Source organism: Cryobacterium sp. M23 (assembly GCF_002929655.1).
GTDB classification, from domain to species: domain Bacteria; phylum Actinomycetota; class Actinomycetes; order Actinomycetales; family Microbacteriaceae; genus Cryobacterium; species Cryobacterium sandaracinum.
The window spans coordinates 1-22,073 of record NZ_PJJV01000061.1 but is presented as its reverse complement, the minus strand read 5'-3'; the positions used below and the strand labels follow the sequence as shown (position 1 = coordinate 22,073).

General features: G+C 70.6%; 18 protein-coding genes and 1 pseudogene. 10 read left to right on the top strand and 9 right to left on the bottom strand.

Features of this window, described 5'->3' with window-relative positions:
- Positions 1-51: 51 nt before the first annotated feature.
- The 4 genes from CXY82_RS05625 to CXY82_RS05610 form a co-directional block, all read right to left on the bottom strand.
- The gene (locus CXY82_RS05625; protein WP_104170048.1) at positions 52-1,020 is read right to left on the bottom strand and encodes an NAD(P)-dependent oxidoreductase; all 969 of its coding nucleotides are present in this window, start codon (positions 1,018-1,020) and stop codon (positions 52-54) included.
- 103 nt (positions 1,021-1,123) lie between these two features.
- Positions 1,124-3,937, bottom strand: a complete 2,814-nt coding sequence (locus CXY82_RS05620; RefSeq protein WP_233199224.1) for an alpha/beta fold hydrolase — start codon at positions 3,935-3,937, stop codon at positions 1,124-1,126.
- The gene (locus CXY82_RS05615) at positions 3,934-4,956 is read right to left on the bottom strand and encodes a 3-oxoacyl-ACP synthase III (RefSeq protein ID WP_104099919.1); all 1,023 of its coding nucleotides are present in this window, start codon (positions 4,954-4,956) and stop codon (positions 3,934-3,936) included. The genes CXY82_RS05620 and CXY82_RS05615 overlap by 4 nt, the downstream gene beginning before the upstream one ends.
- A 173-nt stretch (positions 4,957-5,129) precedes the next feature.
- A complete protein-coding gene (locus CXY82_RS05610) occupies positions 5,130-8,750 on the bottom strand; it encodes a bifunctional proline dehydrogenase/L-glutamate gamma-semialdehyde dehydrogenase (RefSeq protein WP_104170073.1) in 3,621 nt (1,206 codons plus the stop codon).
- 141 nt (positions 8,751-8,891) lie between these two features.
- On the opposite strand from CXY82_RS05610, the gene CXY82_RS05605 reads away from it, so the two are divergent.
- The 4 genes from CXY82_RS05605 to CXY82_RS05590 all read left to right on the top strand — a co-directional run bounded on the left by CXY82_RS05605 (position 8,892) and on the right by CXY82_RS05590 (position 12,550).
- The gene (locus CXY82_RS05605) at positions 8,892-9,806 is read left to right on the top strand and encodes a LysR family transcriptional regulator (RefSeq protein ID WP_104170047.1); all 915 of its coding nucleotides are present in this window, start codon (positions 8,892-8,894) and stop codon (positions 9,804-9,806) included.
- 72 nt (positions 9,807-9,878) lie between these two features.
- Positions 9,879-10,244, top strand: coding sequence for an META domain-containing protein (locus tag CXY82_RS05600; RefSeq protein ID WP_104170046.1), 366 nt, complete (start codon positions 9,879-9,881; stop codon positions 10,242-10,244).
- Positions 10,245-10,315: 71 nt separating this feature from the next.
- On the top strand, positions 10,316-11,938 hold the full coding sequence (locus tag CXY82_RS05595) for an NAD(P)/FAD-dependent oxidoreductase (protein ID WP_104170045.1): 1,623 nt from the start codon (positions 10,316-10,318) through the stop codon (positions 11,936-11,938).
- Between the two features lie 99 nt (positions 11,939-12,037).
- A complete protein-coding gene (locus CXY82_RS05590) occupies positions 12,038-12,550 on the top strand; it encodes a hypothetical protein (protein ID WP_104170044.1) in 513 nt (170 codons plus the stop codon).
- A 272-nt stretch (positions 12,551-12,822) separates the two neighbouring features.
- On the opposite strand, the gene CXY82_RS05585 is transcribed toward CXY82_RS05590, so the two are convergent.
- A complete protein-coding gene (locus CXY82_RS05585; RefSeq protein ID WP_104170043.1) occupies positions 12,823-13,386 on the bottom strand; it encodes a thioesterase family protein in 564 nt (187 codons plus the stop codon).
- Positions 13,387-13,588: 202 nt separating this feature from the next.
- Here CXY82_RS05585 and CXY82_RS05580 point away from each other — a divergent pair, with 202 nt between their 5' ends.
- On the top strand, positions 13,589-14,227 hold the full coding sequence (locus tag CXY82_RS05580) for a LysE family translocator (RefSeq protein WP_104170042.1): 639 nt from the start codon (positions 13,589-13,591) through the stop codon (positions 14,225-14,227).
- Positions 14,228-14,404: 177 nt separating this feature from the next.
- Here the strand turns inward: CXY82_RS05580 and CXY82_RS17890 are convergent, their stop codons facing one another.
- The 3 genes and pseudogenes from CXY82_RS17890 to CXY82_RS05570 form a co-directional block, all read right to left on the bottom strand.
- Positions 14,405-14,782, bottom strand: a complete 378-nt coding sequence (locus CXY82_RS17890) for an alpha/beta hydrolase (protein WP_233199223.1) — start codon at positions 14,780-14,782, stop codon at positions 14,405-14,407.
- A gap of 67 nt (positions 14,783-14,849) precedes the next feature.
- A pseudogene (locus CXY82_RS17885) lies at positions 14,850-15,011 on the bottom strand (alpha/beta hydrolase); the annotation flags it as partial.
- A 118-nt stretch (positions 15,012-15,129) separates the two neighbouring features.
- Positions 15,130-15,675 (bottom strand): YbhB/YbcL family Raf kinase inhibitor-like protein, encoded by a 546-nt coding sequence (locus tag CXY82_RS05570; RefSeq protein ID WP_104099926.1) that lies wholly within the window; start codon positions 15,673-15,675, stop codon positions 15,130-15,132.
- A 119-nt stretch (positions 15,676-15,794) separates the two neighbouring features.
- Here CXY82_RS05570 and CXY82_RS05565 point away from each other — a divergent pair, with 119 nt between their 5' ends.
- From CXY82_RS05565 to CXY82_RS05545, 5 genes are all read left to right on the top strand, one after another.
- Positions 15,795-16,721 carry a rhodanese-related sulfurtransferase gene (locus tag CXY82_RS05565; protein WP_104170041.1) on the top strand — a complete coding sequence of 309 codons (927 nt, stop codon included), beginning with the start codon at positions 15,795-15,797 and terminating at the stop codon, positions 16,719-16,721.
- 79 nt (positions 16,722-16,800) lie between these two features.
- The gene (locus tag CXY82_RS05560) at positions 16,801-18,015 is read left to right on the top strand and encodes a cysteine desulfurase-like protein (RefSeq protein ID WP_104170040.1); all 1,215 of its coding nucleotides are present in this window, start codon (positions 16,801-16,803) and stop codon (positions 18,013-18,015) included.
- Positions 18,016-18,099: 84 nt separating this feature from the next.
- Positions 18,100-19,020 (top strand): ABC transporter ATP-binding protein, encoded by a 921-nt coding sequence (locus tag CXY82_RS05555; RefSeq protein ID WP_104170039.1) that lies wholly within the window; start codon positions 18,100-18,102, stop codon positions 19,018-19,020.
- The gene (locus tag CXY82_RS05550) at positions 19,017-19,859 is read left to right on the top strand and encodes an ABC transporter permease (RefSeq protein ID WP_104170038.1); all 843 of its coding nucleotides are present in this window, start codon (positions 19,017-19,019) and stop codon (positions 19,857-19,859) included. The genes CXY82_RS05555 and CXY82_RS05550 overlap by 4 nt, the downstream gene beginning before the upstream one ends.
- A gap of 34 nt (positions 19,860-19,893) precedes the next feature.
- On the top strand, positions 19,894-20,910 hold the full coding sequence (locus CXY82_RS05545) for an MDR family oxidoreductase (RefSeq protein ID WP_104170037.1): 1,017 nt from the start codon (positions 19,894-19,896) through the stop codon (positions 20,908-20,910).
- A gap of 164 nt (positions 20,911-21,074) precedes the next feature.
- Here the strand turns inward: CXY82_RS05545 and CXY82_RS05540 are convergent.
- A partial coding sequence (locus tag CXY82_RS05540) for a DDE-type integrase/transposase/recombinase (protein WP_233199222.1) occupies positions 21,075-22,073 on the bottom strand: 999 nt, incomplete at its 5' end.

Genomic DNA, 22,073 nt, shown 5'->3' with positions numbered 1-22,073 from the left:
ATCGCACGGACGGCCCTGGGCATCCGTTGAGGCCGCCAGTGCCCGAGAAAGCTAGCCGTCGTACGAGGCGGCGAGGCGGCGGAAGCCCTCATCGAGGCTCACCGCGGGCGTCCACCGCAGCTCGGACCGGGTGCGGCGCTGGTCGAACCAGTGCGCGGTCGAGAGCTGCTCGGCCAGGAACCGGGTCATCGGAGGCTCGTCGGCGCCCGGACGGATGCGCCAGGCCGCCTCGATCAGCGCCCCCGCACCGCGGGCAACCCCGGCCGGGACCCGCCAGGCCGGCGCCGGCACGCCGGCAGCCCGGCACATGCCCGCGAGCAGTTCGGCGACCGGCCGCGGCTCCCCGTTCGTGATCACGTAGGAGCGGCCGTGCACGGCGTCGGCCTGATCGAGGGCTGCCGCGATGGCCGTGGCGGCGTTGTCGATGTAGGTGGTGTCGATCAGGGCGGCGCCGTGGCCGAGCAGCGGCAGGCGTCCGGCGCGGGCGCGCTCGACGATCCGGGCCACGAGCTGGGTGTCTCCCGGCCCCCAGACCAGGTGCGGACGCACGGCGACCACGCGCAGGGCGGTCGAATCCGCGGCGAGGGCGACCAGTTCGGCCTCGGCCTTGGTGCGGGCGTAGGGACCGCGGGCCCCGGCCGGGTCGGCCGGCTCGGCGTCGCTGCCGACAATGGATGCCCCGGCGTGGGCGACCGAGGGCGACGACACGAAGACGAAGCGGGAGGCTCCGGCATCCGTGGCCGCGGCCAGCAGGGTGCGCGTGCCGCCCACGTTCACGGCGGCGAACTCGGCCGGGCTGCCGGCCAGGGACACCTTGGCGGCCAGGTGCACGACCGCGTCCATTCCGGCGACGGCGCGCCGGGCCTCGGCGGGCGCGGTGACCGAGCCGAGCAGGTCGGTCACGCCGGGCACGCCCGACGGGCGCCGCTGGAAGGCGCGCACCTCGTGTCCGGCGGCCGCGATCTCGGCCGCGACGGCGCGGCCGAGGAAGCCGCTGGCCCCGGTGACAAGCACCCTCACGGCAGCACCGTCGGCGAAAATGCGCTGCGCGGGTGCTGCGCCGCTGCGCGCGTGGCCTGCCGGCAGCGGAGGGGCGCAGCCTGCGCGTGACGCGAGAGGCGCCTCACGGGCGGGTCATCCGCGCGCCGGATAGGATGCCGCCGGCCCAGCGCCCCAGCCGGGTGCGGTCGATCTTCGAGTTGTGACGGATGTCCGTGGGCAGGTGCGGCACGACCAGCACCGCGGCCAGCGGCAGCCCCGCGACGGCACGCACGGCGGCGGCCAGCCCGGGGTCGGCCAGCGCGACCCGGCGGGTCGGCGTGCGGGTCTCGACCACGGCGACCACCTGCTGGGTGCCGGTCGGCCCAACCCCGACGACGGCGGCCCGGGCCACCGCTGCGACGGACTCGATGCGCTGCTCGGGACCGACCGGGGTCACGACGCCGGTCGCCGTCGTGATCACGTGCGGCAGGCGCCCTTCCACCCAGAGGCGTCCGGCGGCGTCGAAGTGCCCGACGTCGCCCGTGCGGTGCCAGCGTTCACCGGGCACGGCGCCGCTGCGGGCGGCCCGGTCGGTCAGCCACAGGCGGTCGTAGTGGTCCTCGACGTGCGGCGCGGAGACCACGATCTCGCCGGTGACCCCGGCGGCCTCCGACAGCTCGCCGGTGGCGTGCCCCTGGGCGTCGAGGGCGCTCGTGCGGATGCGCGTGGTCGCCGTCGCGCGGCCGACGCAGACCCCGCCGGGGCCGGCCGGGGCATCCGTCGCCGTCGCGGCAGAGGACAAGGCAGACGGCGAGACCCCCGGCGTGGTCGCCGTGGCCATCGCCTCGCGGATGCCGTCGAGCGAGATGTCGGCCATCAGCAGCCCCTCGGTCATGCCGTAGGGCGTGTGTGCGGAGGCCGACGGCATCAGCCGGGCCGCGGCCGCGAGCAGCGGCTCGGAGACGGGGGCACCGGCGGAGAGAAAGCTCGACACGCCGGCGAGGCTGACATGGTCGGCGGCGGTCAGGCTGCCGGCGGTGGCAACGACGTTGGCCAGCGCGGCCGGCGACAGGAATACCACGGTCGCGTCGATGGCGGCGACCGCGGCGGCGACGGATGCGGCGGTCAGGGTCTTCGGCTTCGTCACGTCCATGTCCGGGGTCACCGAGCGGGCGCCGAGGGCCGGGCCGAGCAGCGCGAACGGGGCGAAGCCGGCCACCAGGCCGGTGCCGCGGCCCACGCCGTACTGCGCGAACAGCGCGTGGCTGACCGCGGCGAGCTGGCCGTGCGTGTAGACGACGCCCTTGGCCGGCCCGGTCGAGCCGGAGGTGAACAGCACGGCGGCAGTGTCTCCGGGTTCCGGCGGCGGCGGAAGCTGCTCGTCCACGCCGAGCGCGATCAGCTCGGCGAGGGTGGCGGAGATGTCGAGGGCGCGCATGGCGGCGCGGGGAAACCGCGCCACGGAGATCTTCTGGCCGGGCCAGTCGAGGGCCCGGGCGGCGAGCAGCCCGGGGGCGGCGCCGATCACGTGGTCGGGGCGCGCGCCGCGCACGGCGCGGGTCAGCCCGCGTAGGCCGAGGCCGGCATCCGCGACCACCACGATCGCGCCGATCCGCACGCAGGCGTAGAGCACCGCGGTCAGGTCGGCGCCGGGTGGAACGAGCAGCGAGACCCGGTCGCCTTTCCGCACGCCGATACGATCGAGGCCGCAGGCGAGCTGCCGCACCCGCCGGGAGAGCAGACGCCAGCTGACGACGCGGGGTGCGCCGCCCCCGGGCGGGGCCATGTCGACCAGCGCGGTCTCGTCGCTGTTCTGCAGTTCGTCCAGGTAGTGCCAGAGCGGATGCCGCTCGCCGGCCGCCCAGCCGCCCACACCCTGTTCGACCGAAACGGCAACCTGAGGGGCAGCGGAGGAAGCGGCGGAGGCGACAGCAGCGATTGCAGCGGCAGGCACCGCGCGGTCGCCGAGCCAGGTCAGGGCGGCCGCGGCGTAGTCGACGTCTTCCATGACGAGATGCCCGGCACCCTCGAAGCGATGCACGTCCGCGTGCGGCAGGCGGTCCACGAGGTCGTCGAGGTAGCGATCGCTGAAGATCGGGTCGGTCGGGCCCCAGAGCATCAGGGCCGGTACGGTCAGGTCGCGGATGCCGCCGGAGATGCGGGCGATTTCGGCCGCGCTTTCGTGTGCGCCATGCACCGGGATGTCGGCGACGAACGCGCCGATCCCGCCGCGGCGGGCCGCGCCGCGGTAGGGCGCGCGATACGCCTGCTTCACCGCGGCCGGAAGCGGCGGGTGCGCCAGTGCCAGTGTCGTCTCCAGAAACGCCGGCGTGGCCACGGTGCCGGAGCCGAGCACGCTGCTCCGCAGTGCCAGCCGCAGCGGGGCCGGCACCGGCGCATCGCCCGGCTGGTGCACGGCCGTGTTCAGCAGCATGACCCCGGCGAGCACGTCCGGGTGGTCGACGGCCCAGCCGAGCGAGATCGACCCGCCCCAGTCGTGACCGAAGGTGACCACCGGGCCGGCCAGGCCGAGGGTGTCGGTCAGCTCGCCCAGGTCCCGCACGCGCGTGGCGAGCGGGCGCACCGCGCCGCTTCGCTCGGAGAAGCCCATCTCGAGCTGGTCGACGGCGATGACGCGCCAGGCCTCGCCGCCGTGACAGGCCGCATCCGTCGCCGCCGTGACGAACTCGCGCCACAGGTAGGACCAGGTGGGGTTACCGTGCACGCAGAGCACCGTGCCCACGGGGGTGACGCCCAGCTCGGCGAGACGCTCCGCGTTGTCGAGCAGGTGCCAGGTGCGGGTGACCGGATGCCCGGAGGCGGTCGACACGACCGGCACCAGGCGCGAGAACGCGGCATCGAGCCCCGACAGGCCGGCCGGCGGCAGGGACGCGGGCGCCGGCGTCGCCGCGTCGCGCGGGAGACGGTAGGACACGGGAGCAGAGCCGCGCTTCACCAGGCGAGTTCCATCATGGCCGTGTTCAGGCCACTGCCGACGCCCATCAGCAGCACCCGGTCGCCGGTCCTGAGCCGCGCGGCTTCCTCGGCCAGGGTGATCGGGATCGACGCGGGCCCCACATTGCCGTACAGCGGGTAGGTGAGCGGCACCCGGCTGCGGTCCAGCCCGGTCGCCTTCACGATCGCGTCGGTGTGCACATCCGACACCTGGTGCAGGATGTACCGGTCCATGCCCGACCAGTTCCAGTCGCGTTTGGCCTCGGTCCAGGCCGAAACGACGAGCTCCATGCCGCCCTTGAGCAGCGCCTTGGCGTCGGTGAACATGCCGTCGACGCTGCCGACGCAGAGGCCGTTGAACTCGGTGGCGGCGCGGGTCACGCCGCCGAGGATGCGGTGCCCTTCCGGATGCGCGTCGGCCCGACCGAGCACGGCCGCGGCCGCGCCGGAGCCGAGCGTCAGGCTCGCGAACTCGCTCATGAAGTCCTTGCGGTTGATGTCCGGGCGGCCGAGGCGCTCGATCGTGTTGGTCTGGATCTCGTCGGCGTCCTCCCCGTCGATGATCACGGCGTACTGCACCTGGCCGGAGTCGATCAGCTGTGCGGCCAGGGTCATGCCGTTGACGAAACCGAGGCAGGCGTTCGCGATGTCGAAGTTCGTGGCCGAGGAGGGCAGGCCGAGGCCGTGGTGGATGCGCACGGCCACCGAGGGCTCGAGGTGCTTGCGGGTCACCGAGGTGTTGATCATCAGGCCGACCTGGCCCGGCTGGATGCCGGCGGCGGCCAGGGCGCGCGTGCCGGCCGCGACGGCCGCGTCGTCGAAGGCCTGGCCGGGCGCCCAGTTACGGCGCTCGTGCACGCCCGCCACCCGCTGGAGCAGGCCGCTCGGCAGCTTCAGCCGTTTGAGGGCCGGCTGCAGGCGACGATCGATGTCCACCGAGGTCGTGACCTGCGGGGCGAGCTCGGTCGCCACCGACAGCAGGGCGACATTGCGGTGCGTCGTCGTTGCGTTACCGTCCAACTGTGGATCCCCTGTCGAATTGCAGCAGTGGTCAGCCGCGCCTCGATCATTGTGCACCAGAAGCCTGATCGTTGTCCGCACTCCTGCTGGTGCAGTCGACCGCAGACTGCGGCCACCAAAGACCTATTTTAGCCTTGTGGTCGGCCGCCGTCGCACGGGCCGCAGCCCGGCCCCTAGATGATCCCCTCGGAGAGTGTGCTCGGGTTGCCGAAGCGGTGCGCCGTGATCGAGATCGCCTGCTCGCGCAGGAACGGGAGCAGCTCGACCCGGCCGGCCTGGGTGACGGGGTGTGCGTACACCGCGATGTCCGGGCTGCCGCCGAGCGCGTGGGCCAGGCGGGAGGCCTCCGCCTGCGCCCCTGTCAGGCGGTCCCCGCCGATCAGGCGCACCCGGCTGGTGCGGATGCCACCGGCCTCGGCCCGCTGCAGCCATTCGTCGTCGCTCTCGACCGAAACCGCGATCTCGCGCTCGGCGAGCACGTTGCGCACCATCGGCGGCACCGGGATGGCACTGGAGACCTCGAACGACGCCGTCGACAGGGTCGCGGCAATGATCACGCGCAGCAGGTCGGCGAGGGTGCCGGCCTCGGTCAGGCGCACGGTGACGGGCAGCGGGCGGTAGCGGAACAGGTTGCGTTCGAGACCGAGGTCTGAGACGTCCCTGACCGCGCCGAACTCGTCGCGCCAGACCAGCGCGTCACTCAGCGCCGACCGGCGCAGCACGTCGAAGTCCGCGTAGTCGAGCACGGTCTGCGCCGCCTCTATCAGGGCGGTGACGGTTTGGTCGAGGCCGCGCAGGTGGAGCGTCGAGCTGTTGCGGCCGGCTTCGCTCACCCAGCTGCCGAACCCGTACAGGTAGTTCGGGCCGCCGGCCTTGGTGCCCGGGCCCACGGCCGAGCGCTTCCAGCCGCCGAAGGGCTGGCGCTGCACGATCGCGCCGGTGATGCCGCGGTTCACGTAGAGGTTTCCGGCCTCGATCGTGTCCAGCCATTCGGTCAGCTCGGCCGGGTCGAGCGAGTGCAGCCCCGAGGTGAGGCCGTAGTCGACCGCGTTCTGGAAACGGATGGCCTCCGCCAGGTTGCGGGCGTGCATCACTCCGAGCACGGGCCCGAAGAACTCGGTCAGGTGCACGTAGGAGCCGGGCAGCACCCCGGTGCGGATGCCCGGCGACCAGAGGGTGCCGGACTCGTCGAGCTGCTGGGGCTCGACCAGCCACTTTTCGCCGACGCCGAGCGTGGTGAGGGCGTGGCGCAGCTTGCCCTCGGCCGGCTCGATGATGGGGCCCATCTGGGTGACCGGGTCGGAGGGGCGGCCGACGCGCAGGGAGGTCGCGGCATCCGTCAACTGACTGATGAAGCGCTCCGATTTGGCGACCGATCCGACCAGGATGACCAGGCTCGCGGCCGAGCACTTCTGCCCGGCGTGCCCGAAGGCGCTCTTGATGACATCGGCGGCGGCGAGGTCGAGGTCGGCGGAGGGAGTGACGATGATGGCGTTCTTGCCGCTTGTCTCGGCCAGGAGGGGCAGGTCTTCGCGGAAGCTGCGGAACAGCTGCGCGGTCTCGTAGCCCCCGGTCAGGATGACGCGGTCGACGGCCGGGTGCGAGATCAGGCGGGTACCCAGTTCCCGGTCGGCGAGGTCCACGAGCACGAGCAGGTCGCGCGGCACGCCGGCTTCCCAGAGCGCCTCGACCATGACCGCGCCGGAACGCTGGGCGAGCTTGGCGGGCTTGACGATGACGCCGGAGCCGGCCGCGAGGGCGGCGAGCACGCCGCCGGCGGAGATGGCTACCGGGAAATTCCACGGCGGGGTGACCACGGTCAGCTTCGAGGGCACGAAGATCGCGCCCTGCACGGCGTCGAGGTCGCGGGCCCGTTCGGCGTAGTAGTGGGCGAAGTCGATCGCCTCGCTGACCTCGGGGTCACCCTCGGCGATGGTCTTACCGGTTTCGGCGGCCATCACCTCGATCAGGCGGTCGCGGTTCGCGGCGAGCGCGAGCCCGGCCCGGTGCAGCACTGCGGCGCGCTCCGCTCCGGTGCGCTGCCCCCAGGCGGCGCCGCAGGCCGCCGCGGCCTCAATCAGGCGGTCCAGCTCGGCCGGGTCGCTGACCCGGGCGTCACGGATGGCGTCCAGCCCGAGCGTGGAGGTCTCGACCCGGCTCAGGATGTGACGACCCCAGGCCCGGTTCGCGGGCAGGGACGGGTCTGTGTCGGGTTCGTTGTGGAAACCGGGGTGCGGCAGGCTCTCGACCGAGCCGCGGGTGAGCCCGAGCACGGCTGCGGTGAGCCCGACGCCGGACTCGTCGCCGAATTCATCCTCGTCATCGCCGGATTCGCTTGCGGGTACCTCGCCGCGGCCGGCTGCATCGAGCTGGGTGACCTGGATACGGTCCTGGCGGCGGTTCGGCTGTGGGACGACCGCGTCGAGGCCCGCGAGAGAGGCCAGGAACCGCTCCTTCTCGCGGTCGAAGAGCTGCGGGGAACTCGTCAGCTCGAACACCGCCGACATGAAGTTGTCCTGGCTGGCGTTCTCCTCGAGGCGGCGGATCAGATAGCTGATGGCCACGTCGAATTCGGCCGGGTTCACGACGGGCGTGTAGAGCAGGAGGCGGCCGACGTCGCGGCTCACGGCCTCGGCCTGGCTGGTGGCCATGCCCAGCAGCATCTCGAACTCGACCCGGTCGTCCACGCCGCGCTTCGTGGCCAGGAGGTGGGCCCAGGCCACGTCGAAGAGGTTGTGGCCGGCGACGCCGATCTTGACGGCATCCGTGTTCTGCGGGGTGAAGGCCCAGTCGAGCACGCGCTTGTAGTTCGTGTCGCTGTCCTGCTTGGTGGAGTAGGTCGCCAGCGGCCAGTCGTGCACGGCCGAGTCGACGTGTTCCATGGCCAGGTTGGCGCCCTTGACGACACGCACCTTGATCGGGGCTCCGCCCGCGGCCCGGCGGCCCTGTGCCCAGTGGGTAAGACCCTGCAGGGCCCCGAGGGCGTCGGGCAGGTAGGCCTGCAGCACGATGCCGGCCTCCAAGTGCAGCAGCTGAGGCTGGTCGAGGATGCGCTCGAACACCGCGATGGTGAGGTCGAGGTCGCGGTACTCCTCCATGTCGAGGTTGATGAACTTGGCCCCGGTGGTGGAGCCGCCCCCGGTGGTCGAACCGCCCCCCGCCGCCAGCTCGTAGAGCGGGGTCAGGCGTTCGACGACGCGGTCGACGGCCTCGTCGAAGGACCACATCGACAGCTGGCTGGCGATGGAGGAGACCTTGATCGAGACGTAGTCCACGTCGTCGCGGGCCAGCAGGGCGCGGGTTCCCTCGAGGCGGCGCAGCGCCTCCTTCTCCCCGAGCACGGCCTCGCCGAGCAGGTTGATGTTGAGCCGGTTGCCGGACTCGCGCAGGTGGGCGATCGCCGGACCGAGCTTCTCGGGCGTGGCGTCCACGACCAGGTGCCCGACCATCTGGCGCAGCACCTTCCGCGCGGCGGGGATGACCACCCAGGGCACCACCGGGCCGAGCACGCCGCCGAGGCCGATGGCCCCGCGCAGGTAGGAGGGCAGGAAGCCGGGCGCCTGTTTCGCAACCTTCTGCAGGTTGTAGCCGGCGACCATGAGGTCTTCCGGGCGCATGACGCCGTCGACGAAGCCCACGGTGAAGTCGAGCCCGTTCGGGTCTTTCAGCACGCCGGCGAGGCGCTGGGCCGACAGGTCGGCGGGGATCGTGGCGCTCTCGGCGAGCCACTTCTGCACGAGGGCGACCACATCGGCGCTGAGATCGTGCTGCACGGATGGAGTGGAGTTGGTCATGGTCACGAGGCTAGTTCTTTCGTTCACGGCGGACGACTGTTCTCAGTGTGAGGTTTTCGTTCCTTTAGCAAAAGCGAATCTTTATGATCGATATTGATTAGCATTTATGATCAGTATTGATACGATCGAGGAGGGTGACGGATGCTGGATGTGCGCCGACTGCGTCTGCTGCACGAGCTCAAGATCCGCGGCACCCTGGCGGGAGTCGCCGAAGCCCTCGCTTACAGCCCGTCCGCTGTGTCGCAGCAGCTCGCGCTACTGGAGAAAGAGGCCGGGGTTTCCCTGTTGCAGAAGGTCGGGCGCCGGGTGCGGCTCACCCCGCAGGCCGAGGTTCTGGTGCTGCACACGACCTACCTGCTCGAACGGCTGGAACTGGCCGAGGCGGAGATGACCGCGTCGCTGACGACCGTGTCCGGCACGGTGCGCGTGGCCCTGTTCCAGTCCGCGGCGCACGCCCTCATCCCTCAGGCCCTCACGTTGCTCGCCGAGGAGTTCCCCGAGCTGCGGGTCGAGGTCACCGAGCGCGAGCCGGAGCGCGGCCTGTTCGAGGTGTCTGCGCGCGATTTCGACCTCGTGCTCGCCGAACAGTATCCCGGGCACACCCGGGTGCACTGGCCTGACCTGGACCGTGTGAACCTGGCGACGGATGCGCTCCGGCTGGCCGTTCCGCCCTCGCGCGGCGGCCGCGCGGCGGCAGCGTCGCTCGCCGACGCCGCCGATCTGCCCTGGGTGATGGAGCCGGAGGGAACCGCCTCACGGCACTGGGCGACCCAGCTCTGCCGGTCGGCGGGATTCGAGCCCGACGTGAGGTTCGAGACGGCCGACCTGATCGCGCACATCCGCCTGATCGAATCCGGCAATGCCGTCGGCATCCTGCCGGACTTGATCTGGGCCGGGAAGATGCCGACCGTCCGCGGTGTCGAGCTGCCCGGCGGGCCGCTCCGCACCGTCTTCTCCTCGGCCCGGCGCTCGAGTGCCAGCCGACCGGGCGTGCTCGCCGTGCGCGACGCCCTGGCCCGCGCCGTGGAACTGGTCGCCGCCTCGGTGACAGGTTGACCTTCCCCGGCTTTGATCGTTGAACGGGCGCGTCCGGCGGCTCGCGTCGACACCCGTGAACGGAGCCCCACCATGACGAAGCCAACCGCTGTGCTCGCCTTCGCCGCCGTCGCCCTGGGCCTGACCGGATGCTCCACCGGCGCCGATAGCGCGGACGTGACGGGCACGTGGGGCACCCCCGACGCCAGCGGTACGCCCGGCCTCGAGCTGAAGGCCGACTCGTCCGTGACCGGCACCGACGGCTGCAACCGGCTCGTCGGCACCTGGTCGATGAGCGGCGACACCGTCGAGTTCGGCACGTTCGCGTCGACCCTGATGGCCTGTGAGGGCGTCGACACCTGGCTGGGCGGAGCGAGCACGGCCACCGTGGCCGGGTCGACCATGACCATCCAGGACGCCGACGGCGACGAGTTCGGCACGCTCGAACGTGCCGACTGACCCGGCCGGGCGGGCAAGCTGCGCGGGCCCGACGCCCCGGGCTGGTCTCGGTTCCTGAGTAGTCTCGGTGCATGAGCGAACCCACACACGATGTCGTGATCATCGGCGGCGGACACAACGGCCTGACGGCCGCCGCCTATCTGGCCCTGGCCGGCAAAAGCGTTCTCCTACTCGAGCAGGGCGAACACGTCGGAGGCGCGGCCATCTCAGCCCCGGCCTTCCCCGGCGTCGACGCGCGGCTCTCGCGCTACTCCTACCTGGTTAGCCTGCTGCCGCAGCGAATCATCGACGAGCTCGGTCTCGAGATCGGGCTGGCCCGGCGCCGGTACTCCTCGTACACCCCCGATCCGGCCGACACCCGAACCGGACTCCTGGTCGACCGCGGCGACGAGCCGGCCACCCGCGCCAGCTTCGACCGGGTCGGCGCGGCCGCCGATTTTTCCGCCTGGAATGCCTTCTACCGTGACACGGAGAGCGTTGCCCGGGCGCTCTTCCCCACCGTCTGCGAGCCGCTGCCCACGCGCTCGGAGGCCAGGACCCTGCTCGGAGACGACATGCTTTGGGAGCAGTTCTTCGAGCGGCCGCTCGGCGGCGCGCTCCGTGATCGCTTCCAGAACGACCTCGTGCGCGGGGTGGTCGCCACCGACGGCCTGATCGGCACCTTCACGTCGCTGGACAGCGCGGAGCTCGACGCGAACCGCTGCTTCCTGTACCACGTCATCGGCAACGGGACCGGGGACTGGGACGTGCCGGTCGGCGGCATGGGCGCCGTCTCCGGCGAGCTGGAGAAGGCCGCCCGGCAGGCCGGCGCCCGGATCGTGACGGAGGCCGAGGTCACCGGCGTCACGCCGGAGGGCGAGGTGAGCTACCGGCACGGCGGCGCCCTGCGGGTCGTTCAGGGCCGGCACGTGCTCGCCAACGTCGCCCCGTGGGTGCTGCGGGGTCTCCTCGGCGAGGCCGCGCCGGCATCCGTGCGCCCCGACGTCGAGCCGGGTGCCGGCCCGAGTGCCGGGCCGAGCGCGGGGCCCGACGCCAAACCGGAGGGCGCGCAGGTCAAGGTGAACCTGCTACTCCGCCGACTGCCGCTGCTGCGCGACGAGGACGTGTCCCCCGAGGCCGCGTTCGGCGGCACCTTCCACATCAACGAGACCCTGACCCAGCTGGAGAGCGCCTACAACCAGGCCGACCACGACGGCTTCCCCGAGCTGCTGCCCTGCGAGATCTACTGCCACTCGCTCAGCGACCCGAGCATCCTCTCCCCCGAGCTCGTCGCCGCCGGCGCGCAGACCCTCACGGTGTTCGCGCTGCACGCCCCGCACCGCTGGCTCACCGAGGAGAACAACGACGTCAGCCGCGACCGGCTGCAAACCGCCGTTCTGGCGTCGCTGAATTCCGTTCTGGCCGAACCCATCGAGGACCTCTTGCTGAGCGATGCCGCCGGCCGGCCCTGCATCGAGACGAAGACCACGCTCGACCTGGAGCACGCCCTCAACCTCCCCGGCGGCAACATCTTCCACGGTCCTCTGGAATGGCCGTTCCTCGAGGACGACGCGCCGCGATCCACCGCGGCCGAGCGTTGGGGGGTGGCGACGGAGCATCCGCGGATTCTGATCTGTGGGGCGGGCGCCAGACGCGGCGGCGGCGTCAGCGGCATCGGCGGTCACAATGCGGCGATGGCGGTGCTCGAGGGGTAGGCGCCGGGTCCCGGCCGGAGGGCGTGGCTGTTGATCCCCGCCCGGAGAAGGGCATAGTTTTGTACTGAGGCCCGTGCCTCACTCACCGTGGAGGTTCGCATGTCATTCAAGCCAACCGGACGCCTTGCCTATCGCGAAGACGGTCTGTACCTCATGCTCGACCGGCTCTTCAGCGCGTCGAAGGACGACGTGTGGGCGAGCGTGAGCCGGTCCGCCGGCCTCCAGGGCTGGATCGGAACCTACACGGGCGCTCCCGAGACCGGCGCCGTGCGATTCAAGTTGGACGAAGCGGATGCCGAGTGGGAGTACGTGAGCATCATCAAGTGCATCCCGCCGAAGCGGTTCACCGCCGACATCGGCGAGGGTGCCGCCGCCCGGCACGTGATCCTGCACCTCGTCGAGGGGGCGGGGATGACCACCCTCACCTTCGGCCAGCGCCTGCACTCCGCCGCGGAGGCCGCCACCGTCGGCCCGTTCTGGGACTACTACTTCGACCGTCTCGTTGCGGCGCGCACCGGCCAGCCGATACCCGCCCGGACCCACTACAAGCCCCACGTCGAGTACTACAGTGAGCTCATCCCGCCCAAGAAGGCCACCGAACCCACCGTCTAGTCCTGATCGATTGGTTGTGTCGCTCGCGGAGGATCAGAGCTGATCGCCCCGCGTGGACGCTGGTCGCCCGCGTGGACGCTGGTCAGCACAGGCGCCACGCCATGCCCGGCGTCGAACCAATTCGACGGAGATTCTCGGGCAAAACTGCATTTCCGTACTGTTTCGGGTTGATTCTGGCAGAATCTCCGTCGAATTCGTTCGGGCTACGGGCGGGGGTGCCGCAGGACCCCGGACTCGGCTGACACGGCAGACACGGCGCGTGGCGCTCCCACTCAGGTCCAGTGGCTGGGGGCGGCGGCGCGGGTGGCGGGCATCGCGACATCCGCGCTCCACTCGAGCAGCCAGGCCGGCACCGTCACGTCCTCGGGTACCGCGCCCACGGCGTCGACGAGCTCGTCGATGCCCACGACCCCTCCGCTGCGCTTCAGGAACCGTCCGCGGATGAAGCCCTGCGCGTAGATCTCCGGGGTTCCGTCGGCGTCCGGCCGCACGAACCGCTGCTCCACGTAGACGGCCTTCTCGTCGAAGCCCAGGATGCGCGACTCCACCGTGAACTTCTGGCCGAGGGTCAGCGACTTGCGGAAACTGATCGTCTCCGACACCACCACCGGGTACCAGCCGCGCTTCAGGAAGATCGCCCAGATGCCGGTACGGTGCAGCATGTCGAAGCGGGCGATGTCCATGATCGACAGGTATACGCCGTTGTTCATATGCCGAAGGATGTCCTGGTCGGTCGGCAAAGTGATGAACCGGGTGCTGGCCACGTCGTAGTGGCCCAGGCGCGGGCCGAAGCGGGAGAAGACGGAGTGCAGGAGGGTGCGCCAGAGCATGTGCATCTTGAGAGGCTAGCCACCGGCGGTGCCGGGGCGCATTCTGCTGCCGCGAGCCACAAGCATCCGGGCCCGCACGACCGGAACCTGCATGATTACCACAGTGCCTCCGGTTGAGCGTGCCCGTTCCGTGGGTCACTCTCGACCGGACCAGGCACACTCGCGACAGCGGATGCCCCGGCCTCCCGGCCGGGTTAACCTTTCGTATATGGTCCCGTTGCCCAACCTGCTGACGTTCGCGCTGGCATCCGTCGCCCTGATCGTGCTGCCCGGACCCACCGTGCTGTTCGTGATCGGGCGGTCCCTGGCGCTCGGACGCCTCGGCGGTCTGCTGAGCGTGCTCGGCAACGCCCTCGGGCTGATCCCGGTGGTCGCGGCCGTCGCGCTGGGCCTCGGCGCAATCGTGACCGGATCGATCGTGGTGTTCACGACGATCAAGTTCGCCGGCGCCGCGTACATCGTCTACCTCGGCGTGCAGGCCATCCGGCACCGGCACGCGGCCGCCCGGAGCCTCGGACTGAGCAGCGTGCCGAAGACGAAGTGGCGCCTGCTGGCCGAGGGATCGGTCGTGGGGATCAGCAACCCCAAGTCGATCGTGTTCTTCGTGGCCGTGCTGCCCCAGTTCGTGGACTACTCGGCCGGGGCCGTCCCGCTGCAGCTGCTGACTCTGGGCCTCGTGTTCGTGCTGCTTGCCCTGCTCGGCGACAGCGTGTGGGCCCTCGCGGCAGGCTCGGCCCGCGATTGGTTCGCCTCGTCCCCCCGCCGCATGGAGCACCTCTCCGCGGGCGGCGGTGTCATGATGATCGGCCTCGGCGGCGTGCTCGCCGCCACGGGCGCCCAAGCCTGACCTTGCCCCCGGTGGTCGACCGCGGTTCCGATATCGGCCCCGAAAGTCGGGCCTGTCGGACCCGGTGAGCCGATGTCCGAAGGTTTCTCTGCGGCCCGCATCCGTCGCGGCGCACCCGGTGGAAGCTGGCGGACCGTAGAACATGCGCCGGCTTTCACAGGGTGCGCCACGAACGTTCTAGGCGAAGGTTGCGACGGCCGCGAGCGGCACCCCGGCGACGCGGCGCACGAAGGCACCCAGGCGGCGGTAGACCTCGTGCGATTCCGGATGCGCGGCGTCCTGCTGCCGGGTGTGGCGCGTGTTGGTCTGCTTCCGGTCGTAGATCAGCGCGTCGACCGCGATGGAGCGCCGGCGCAGCGCAGCGATGAAATTGAGGTTCGCCCGGTAGAAGTAGTCACGCTCCGAGGTGGTCACGAACACCGGCGGGAACCCGCGCTCGAGCCACTCGATCGGGGACATGAACCGGGCCGCGGTACGCAGCACGACCCCGCGGCCGCGCTCCGGCAGCAGCATCCGCAGAAAATTCAGGCTCAGCACGAATCCGTGCTCGAACATCACCGAGATGTCGGCGATCCCCGCCGAACTCCTCGATGTGGCGGGCCACCCAACGCAACACCTCGTTGCCGTCGTCCAACATGTGCTTCAGCTGGAAGCGCGTCGCCATCCGGTAGTTCGCGTTGACGACGATCATGCCGTCGACCGCCTGGCTGGCCGCGTACTCCGTCAGCGGCGCCTTGTCGCCCGAGGTCCAGCCGCCGCCGTGGAAGTAGACGTAGACCGGCAGCGGCCCCGGCGCGCGAATTGCGGGGCTGCGACGGGCGGTTCATCGGGTGGGGCTGCAGATCTGGATCACCCGAGAACCGGAGGAGAAACGCCCGTGGACAACCTGAGAAGACCTCGGCTCAGGGGTTGTGGGCGGCTCCTCCGTGCACACCCGTGGCCTCGAGCACCGCGCGCGCCAGGGTGTGGAAGTGCAGGTTGAACCCCAGCACGGCCGGCGTGGAGTCCGGGTCGATGTCGAGCCGGGCCACGTCGACCGCGTGCACGATGAACTGGTACCGGTGCGTGCCGGTGCCGGCCGGAGGGCTCGCGCCGACGAAAGCCGACTGACGGCCTTCATTGGGCAGGGTCACGGCACCCCTCGGCAGCAGCCGGCCGCCCGGAGCGCCGGCGTCTGCGGGCAGGGCCACGCAGTCGGCCGGCAGGTTGACGACCGCCCAATGCCAGAATCCGGACCCGGTCGGAGCGTCCGGGTCGTACAGGGTCACCGCGAAACTCTTCGTGTCGGCCGGGAATCCCGACCACTCCAGGTGCGGGGACAGGTTCCGGCCGCCGGAGCCGGTGCCGTACTGCGCCGCGGTGAGGGGCACTCCGTCGGTCATGTCCGTGCTCGTCAGCGTGAATAGCGGTACAGCGCCGAACCGGGCGAGAGGATCGTTCTGGGCCATTGGGCCTCCAATTGGTTGCCAGAAGCTTAGCCAACCGGCCACCCGGCCCGCGCCCCCCACCCAGGCACCCACCCGGATATCAGCCGAATACCAGCCGGCGAACTCGGTAAAATGGCGCGGTGGCTATTCCGAAGATCCTGCTCTACTACGTCTTCACCCCGCTGGCCGACCCCGAGGCCGTGCGTCTCTGGCAGCGAGACCTGTGCGAATCGCTGGGCCTGCGCGGGCGAATCCTGATCTCCACCGACGGCCTCAACGGCACCGTCGGCGGCGACCTTCCCGCGATCAAGCGCTATCTGCGCAAGACTCGGGACTACGCCCCGTTCAAGAATCTCGACGTCAAGTGGAGCGAGGGCACCGGGCTCGATGAGCAGGGCTTGAGCCTCGACTTCCCCCGGCTGGTCGTGAAGGTGCGGGATGAGATCGTGAGCTTCGGCGCACCCGGCGAGTTGCGCGTCGACGCCGGCGGCGTGGTCGGCGGCGGCGCCAAGCTCTCCCCGGCCGAGCTGCACGCCCTCATCGGTGAGCGCGGCGACGAGGTCGTTTTCTTTGACGGCCGCAACGCGTTCGAGGCCGAAATCGGCCGCTTCCAGAACGCGATCGTGCCGGATGTCGCCAACACCCGCGAGTTCGTGGCTGAGCTGGAGAGCGGCACGTACGACCACCTCAAGGACAAGCCCGTCGTCACCTACTGCACCGGCGGCATCCGCTGCGAGGTGCTCAGTTCCCTGATGAAGGAGCGCGGCTTCGGCGAGGTCTACCAGCTTGACGGCGGCGTCGTGCGCTACGGCGAGGCCTTCGGCGACGACGGCCTCTGGAACGGTTCGCTCTACGTTTTCGACCAGCGGATGTCGCTGGACTTCAGCGACCACACCGCCGTGATCGGGCGCTGCTTGGTGTGCGGTGAACCGACGAAGAACCTGCTCAACTGCCGAGATGCCTCCTGCCGGGAACAGCTCGTCGTCTGCCCGGGCTGCGTCGCTGCCAAGACCCCGGCGTGCGCGGCCCACGCCACCGCCCACGCTGACGCGCACACCGGGGCCTGACCGGCCGCGGTGCGCCCTTTCGCAGATGCCGACATGCTACTTCCCCGGGGCAGGAGGCGGGGCCGTGATTGGATGCACTGTGACCTTTGATGCGCAGACGATCCGACCCAGCTTTCCCGCCCTCGCCACCGGCACGGCCTTCTTCGACGGCCCGGGCGGCACCCAGACCCCGCTGGCGGTCGGTTCCGCGATCGCGTCGACCCTGACCGGGCCGCTCTCGATCCGGGGAACCGGAAGTACCTCCCAGCAGAACGCGGAGGACGCCGTCACCGGGTTCCGGAGCGCCATGGCGGATCTGCTCGGCGCCGAAGAACGCGGAATCGTCTACGGACGCAGCGCCACGCAGCTGACCTACGACCTGGCGAACGCCCTGTCCGCCGGATGGGGCCCGGGCGACGAGGTCGTGGTCACCCGGCTCGACCACGACGCGAACATCCGCCCGTGGATGCAGGCCGCCGACCGGGCCGGCGCCACGGTGCGTTGGGCGGACTTCGACCCGGCCACCGGTGAGCTGAGCGTCCCGGACATCGCCGCGGTCCTCAGCGAGCGCACCCGGCTGGTAGCCGTGACCGCCGCCTCCAACCTGATCGGCACCCGCCCGCCGGTGGCGGCGATCGCCCGGCTCGCACATTCCGTCGACGCGCTCCTCTACGTCGACGGCGTGCACTACACGCCGCACGCGTCGGTGGACGTCGTGGCGCTGGGAGCGGACTTCTTCGTCTGCTCGGCCTACAAGTTCTTCGGTCCGCACTGCGGGATTCTCGCTTCCGCGCCCGCGCTGCTCGAAACGATATATCCCGACAAGCTGGTGCCCTCGAGCGACCAGGTGCCCGAGCGTTTCGAGCTGGGCACGCTCCCCTACGAGACGATGGCGGGGGTCACGGCCGCCGTCGAATTCCTCGCCGGCCTCGGCGACTCCGCGCCGGCCGGGGCCTCTCGGCGGGAGCGCCTGATCCGCTCGTCCCAGGCTCTCGAACACCACGAGGAGACCCTGCGCGGCGAACTGGAGGCCGGCCTGGCGGAGCTGCCGGGGGCGCGACTGCACTCGAGGGCTGCCGTGCGCACACCCACCGTGCTGGTCACGTTCGCCGGCCACGACACCGCGGATGCGTCCCGCCACCTGTGCAAGCAGGGCATCCTCGCCCCCGCCGGCTCGTTCTACGCCCTCGAAGCCTCCCGGCACCTCGGACTCGGCGACCGTGGCGGCCTGCGGATCGGCCTCGCCCCCTACAACACCGTCGATGAGGTGGCCCGGCTGCTCGCCGCACTGCGCGTCTTCCTCCGCGTCACCTGACCCGGTCGTCTCCGCCCCTAGGCTGGAACCAGATCCCAGCGAACGACTATCAGCGAGGGACTACCAGCAACGAAGGGGGAACGGATGCCGGTCGGCGCGGTCATCGAGTTCAGCAACATCACCAAGACGTTCGGCAGCGTCACCGCGGTGGACAACCTGTCCTTCACCGTGGAGCCCGGCCGGGTCACCGGCTTTCTCGGCCCCAACGGCGCCGGAAAGACCACCACGCTGCGCATGCTGCTCGGGCTGGTCACGCCCACGTCCGGCACGGCCACCATCGACGGCATCCGCTACCGTGACCTGCCGCGCCCGCTGCAGACCGTCGGGGCCGCCCTGGAGGCAGCCAGCTTCCATCCCGGCCGCAGTGCCCGGAACCACCTGGCGGTCTACGCCATCGCGGCGGGGCTGCCCTCCGCCCGCATCGACGCGGTGCTGCACACGGTCGGCCTCGGCGCACACGGCGCCCAGCGTGTCGGCGGCTTCTCGCTCGGCATGCGGCAGCGGCTCGGCCTGGCCTTCACCCTGCTCGGCGACCCCGGCGTGCTCGTGTTGGACGAGCCGATCAACGGGCTCGACCCGGAGGGGATCAAATGGATCCGCGGCTTCCTCCGCACCATGGCCGATGAGGGGCGCACGGTCCTGGTCAGCTCCCACCTGCTCTCCGAGGTGCAGCAGAGCGTCGACGACGTGATCATCATCGCCGACGGAGCTCTCGTGCACCGAGGCACCCTGTCGAGCCTCGAGACCGAGGCGGCGCCGCGCATCCTGGTCGACTCCCCCGACCGCACGGCTCTTGAGGCCGCCCTCAGCCAGGCCGGCATCGAGTTTTCCACCGGGCGCACCGGGTTGTTCGCCGCTGCGCCCGACCCGGCCCTGATCGGCCACATCGCGTTCTCGGCCGGCGTGGAACTCAGCGCTTTGCACCGGGAGAGGAAGGGGCTCGAGGAGGCCTTCCTCGCCCTCGTGAACGGCAACGCAAACGGAAACGGAGGCGAGTCGCGATGACGTCCTTCAGCCGCGCCCTCGGCGCCGAGTTCGCCAAGCTCGGCACAACGCGCCTGTGGTGGGTCCTCGCCGCGGTCATGTTCGGTTATATCGCCCTGCTCGCCGGCGGCCTCTCGGCGCTGTTCGCGGGGATCGAGAGCGGCGCGATCAGCCCGGATGCCGCCGGTACCGGATCCCAGGGACTCGCCGGGTTCGGCAGCCTCCCACCCCTGATCTACAGCTTCGCGTCATCCGTCGGCTATGTCTTCCCGGTTCTGCTCGGGGCCCTCGCCACCACGGGCGAATTCCGGCACCAGACCCTCACCCCCACGTTCCTCGCCAATCCCCGGCGGGCCCAGGTGCTCGGGGCCAAGACGATCACTCTCTTCGTGGTCGGCGCGGTCTTCGGGGTCGTCGCGCTGCTCGCATCCGTCGGCGTCGGCGCGCTCGTCATCAACGCGTTCGACGTCGACCCGCTGCTGGCCGATAGCGCTACCTGGGCGCTGATCGGCCGCACGGTGCTCGCCATGGCCATCTGGTCGACCATCGGTGTGGGCCTCGGCGTGCTCGTGCATAGCCAGGTGGCGTCGATCGTCATCGTGCTCGCCTTCACCCAGTTCGTCGAACCGCTGCTGCGCTTCGCATCCCTGTTCACCGACGTGACGCGAGGGATCGGCAACTACCTGCCGGGGGCCGCCTCCGATGCCCTGGTCGGCGCGAGCTTTTTCACCCTCGCCGCGCCGGGAGGCACCCCGGCGGCGCTGCTCGAGTGGTGGCAAGGCGGGCTCGTCCTCCTGGCCTACATGCTCGCCGCGACCGTGATCGGCTATGCGGTCAGCTGGAAGCGCGACGTCACCTGACCACCTGACCCGAGCGCCCGCGTAGTCTCGACGCATGGGTATTGAGACTGAGTTCCGGGCCATCGTCGTCGACCGCATCGAAAATGCCGAGGGCCGGAAGACGCAGAGCGCGGCCCTCCGCGTGGTTGACGACGGCTTCCTGATGGCCGGCGACGTCACCATCGCGGTCGAGTACTCAAGCATCAACTACAAGGACGGGCTCGCCCTGATGGGCCGCCCCGGGGTCGTGCGCGCCTGGCCCCTGATCGCCGGGATCGACCTGGTCGGAACGGTCGAGCAGAGCGCCGACCCGCGCTGGTCGGCCGGAGACCAGGTCATCCTCAACGGGGCCGGCCTGAGCGAGACGCACCACGGCGGGTTGGCCCAACGGGCCCGCGTGTCGGGGGGCTCCCTGGTGCGGCTGCCGAACGGTATCAACGCCGTACGGGCCGCCGCGATCGGCACGGCCGGGTTGACCGCCATGCTGTCCGTGCTTGGCCTCGAACGGGGTGGAGTCACACCGGAATCCGGTGCCGTGCTCGTGACCGGCGCGGCCGGCGGGGTCGGCAGTGTTGCCGTGGCACTGCTCGCCGCCCGCGGCTTCCAGGTGCACGCGTCAACCGGCCGCATCGACGAGCTCGGGGACTACCTGCGCGGGCTCGGCGCCGTCGAACTCGTCGATCGCCGCACCCTCAGCGAGGCCGGCAAACCGCTGCAGGGCCAGCGCTGGGCCGGGGCCGTCGATTCGGTCGGCAGCGCCACCCTCGCCAACGTCCTCGCCCAGACGAACTACGGCGGAGTGGTCACCTCCTGCGGCCTGGCCCAGGGGGCCGACCTTCCGGCCACGGTCATGCCCTTCATCCTGCGCGCCGTCAGCCTGATCGGGATCAATTCGGTCGAGGCTCCGCTCGCCCAGCGCGAAGAGGCCTGGCAGCGCCTCGCCACGGACCTCGACCTGAGCCTGCTCGACCAGCTCACCCAGGTGATCCCGCTGGAGGCGAGCTTCAGTGCCGCCGCGGGCATCCTCGCGGGCATCATGCACGGTCGCACCGTCGTCGACGTGCGCCGCTAGCACGCGTCTCCGAGGCTGCGGCTGCGGCTGCGGCTGCCGCTGCCGCTGCCGCTGCGGCTCAACGTCGTCCCGAACGAATTCGACGGAGATTTTGCTCAAAACAGGCCCTAAACATCCGTTTCAGTCCGGAACGGGCGATGTCAAGCTGAATGGAGTCACTGGGGTTAGTTTGTGGTGGTTTCGTCGAGGAGGTGATTGATCCCGACGAGGCCGGCTGGTGCGGGTGTTTTCGGTCGTTCGCGGAATCGTTCCGGGTGTTGCTGGTGGTAGTTCTGCAGGGCATGGTCACGGATGCCGTGGGCGCGCCGCCAGGAACCGTCGTGGACCTGCTGGGGTGAGAACAAGGCGATGCCGGAGTGCCTGTGGGTCGCGTTGTACCAGGGCACGTAGTCGGCCAGGTGGTTGCGGGCGTCCTCGAGACTCTCGAATGTTCCGGGGTAGTTGGGCCGGTATTTCATCGTGCGGAACTCGGACTCGGAGAATGGGTTGTCGTTGGAAACGTAGGGCCGGTTGTGGGTTTTGGTGACGTTGTGCTCTGCGAGGAGCTCGGCTAAAGCGCCCGATCGCATCGCGGGGCCGGAGTCCGCGTGGACGAATCGTGGGATGCCGTGCTCGCGGAACGCGGTCTGGAACATCTCCACGGCGAGGTAGTCACTCTCGCGTTCCTCGACCCGCCAGCCGACGACCTTGCGGGAGTAGATGTCGATGATCGAGTAGGCCTTGAACGCTTTCCCACGCCACGGAGAGCGCAGATCGGTGATGTCCCAACTCCAAACTTGGCCAGGCCCGGTCGCGATCAGCACCGGCTTGTCGCGGGGTGTTCGGGACCCGCGCCCCGTTGGCACCAGGGGGCGGGCGCTCTGGTCTTCGATGTCGGCTGCGATACGCCACCATGACCGACGGCCGGCGAGCATCACCCCCGCATCCCAGGTGGACGCGAAAGTGTGATCGACCGAATGCCCGACTGCCCACCCTGCGGTGATCTTCTTAGCGATCGTCGTCCGATCGGTCGTGGGGATGCGTGAGAGGTACGCGCGATCTTTCTGCGCGACCGGCTCGGGCATCCGTGGCCGGGGCGTGCGCCGGTACTGCCAGGTTGAGCGCGCGACACCGGCGATAGCCAATGCGCGACGTTGCGAGCCCGTGGTGCGCGTCAGCTCAGC

Excerpts from the sequence above, each read along its gene's own strand:
- CXY82_RS05610 (WP_104170073.1), bottom strand. The coding sequence starts at position 8,750 with ATGACCAACTCCACTCCATCCGTGCAGCACGATCTCAGCGCCGATGTG.
- CXY82_RS05605 (WP_104170047.1), top strand. The coding sequence starts at position 8,892 with ATGCTGGATGTGCGCCGACTGCGTCTGCTGCACGAGCTCAAGATCCGC.
- CXY82_RS05600 (WP_104170046.1), top strand. The coding sequence starts at position 9,879 with ATGACGAAGCCAACCGCTGTGCTCGCCTTCGCCGCCGTCGCCCTGGGC.
- CXY82_RS05595 (WP_104170045.1), top strand. The coding sequence starts at position 10,316 with ATGAGCGAACCCACACACGATGTCGTGATCATCGGCGGCGGACACAAC.
- CXY82_RS05590 (WP_104170044.1), top strand. The coding sequence starts at position 12,038 with ATGTCATTCAAGCCAACCGGACGCCTTGCCTATCGCGAAGACGGTCTG.
- CXY82_RS05585 (WP_104170043.1), bottom strand. The coding sequence starts at position 13,386 with ATGCACATGCTCTGGCGCACCCTCCTGCACTCCGTCTTCTCCCGCTTC.
- CXY82_RS05580 (WP_104170042.1), top strand. The coding sequence starts at position 13,589 with ATGGTCCCGTTGCCCAACCTGCTGACGTTCGCGCTGGCATCCGTCGCC.
- CXY82_RS17890 (WP_233199223.1), bottom strand. The coding sequence starts at position 14,782 with ATGTTCGAGCACGGATTCGTGCTGAGCCTGAATTTTCTGCGGATGCTG.
- CXY82_RS05570 (WP_104099926.1), bottom strand. The coding sequence starts at position 15,675 with ATGGCCCAGAACGATCCTCTCGCCCGGTTCGGCGCTGTACCGCTATTC.
- CXY82_RS05555 (WP_104170039.1), top strand. The coding sequence starts at position 18,100 with ATGCCGGTCGGCGCGGTCATCGAGTTCAGCAACATCACCAAGACGTTC.
- CXY82_RS05550 (WP_104170038.1), top strand. The coding sequence starts at position 19,017 with ATGACGTCCTTCAGCCGCGCCCTCGGCGCCGAGTTCGCCAAGCTCGGC.
- CXY82_RS05545 (WP_104170037.1), top strand. The coding sequence starts at position 19,894 with ATGGGTATTGAGACTGAGTTCCGGGCCATCGTCGTCGACCGCATCGAA.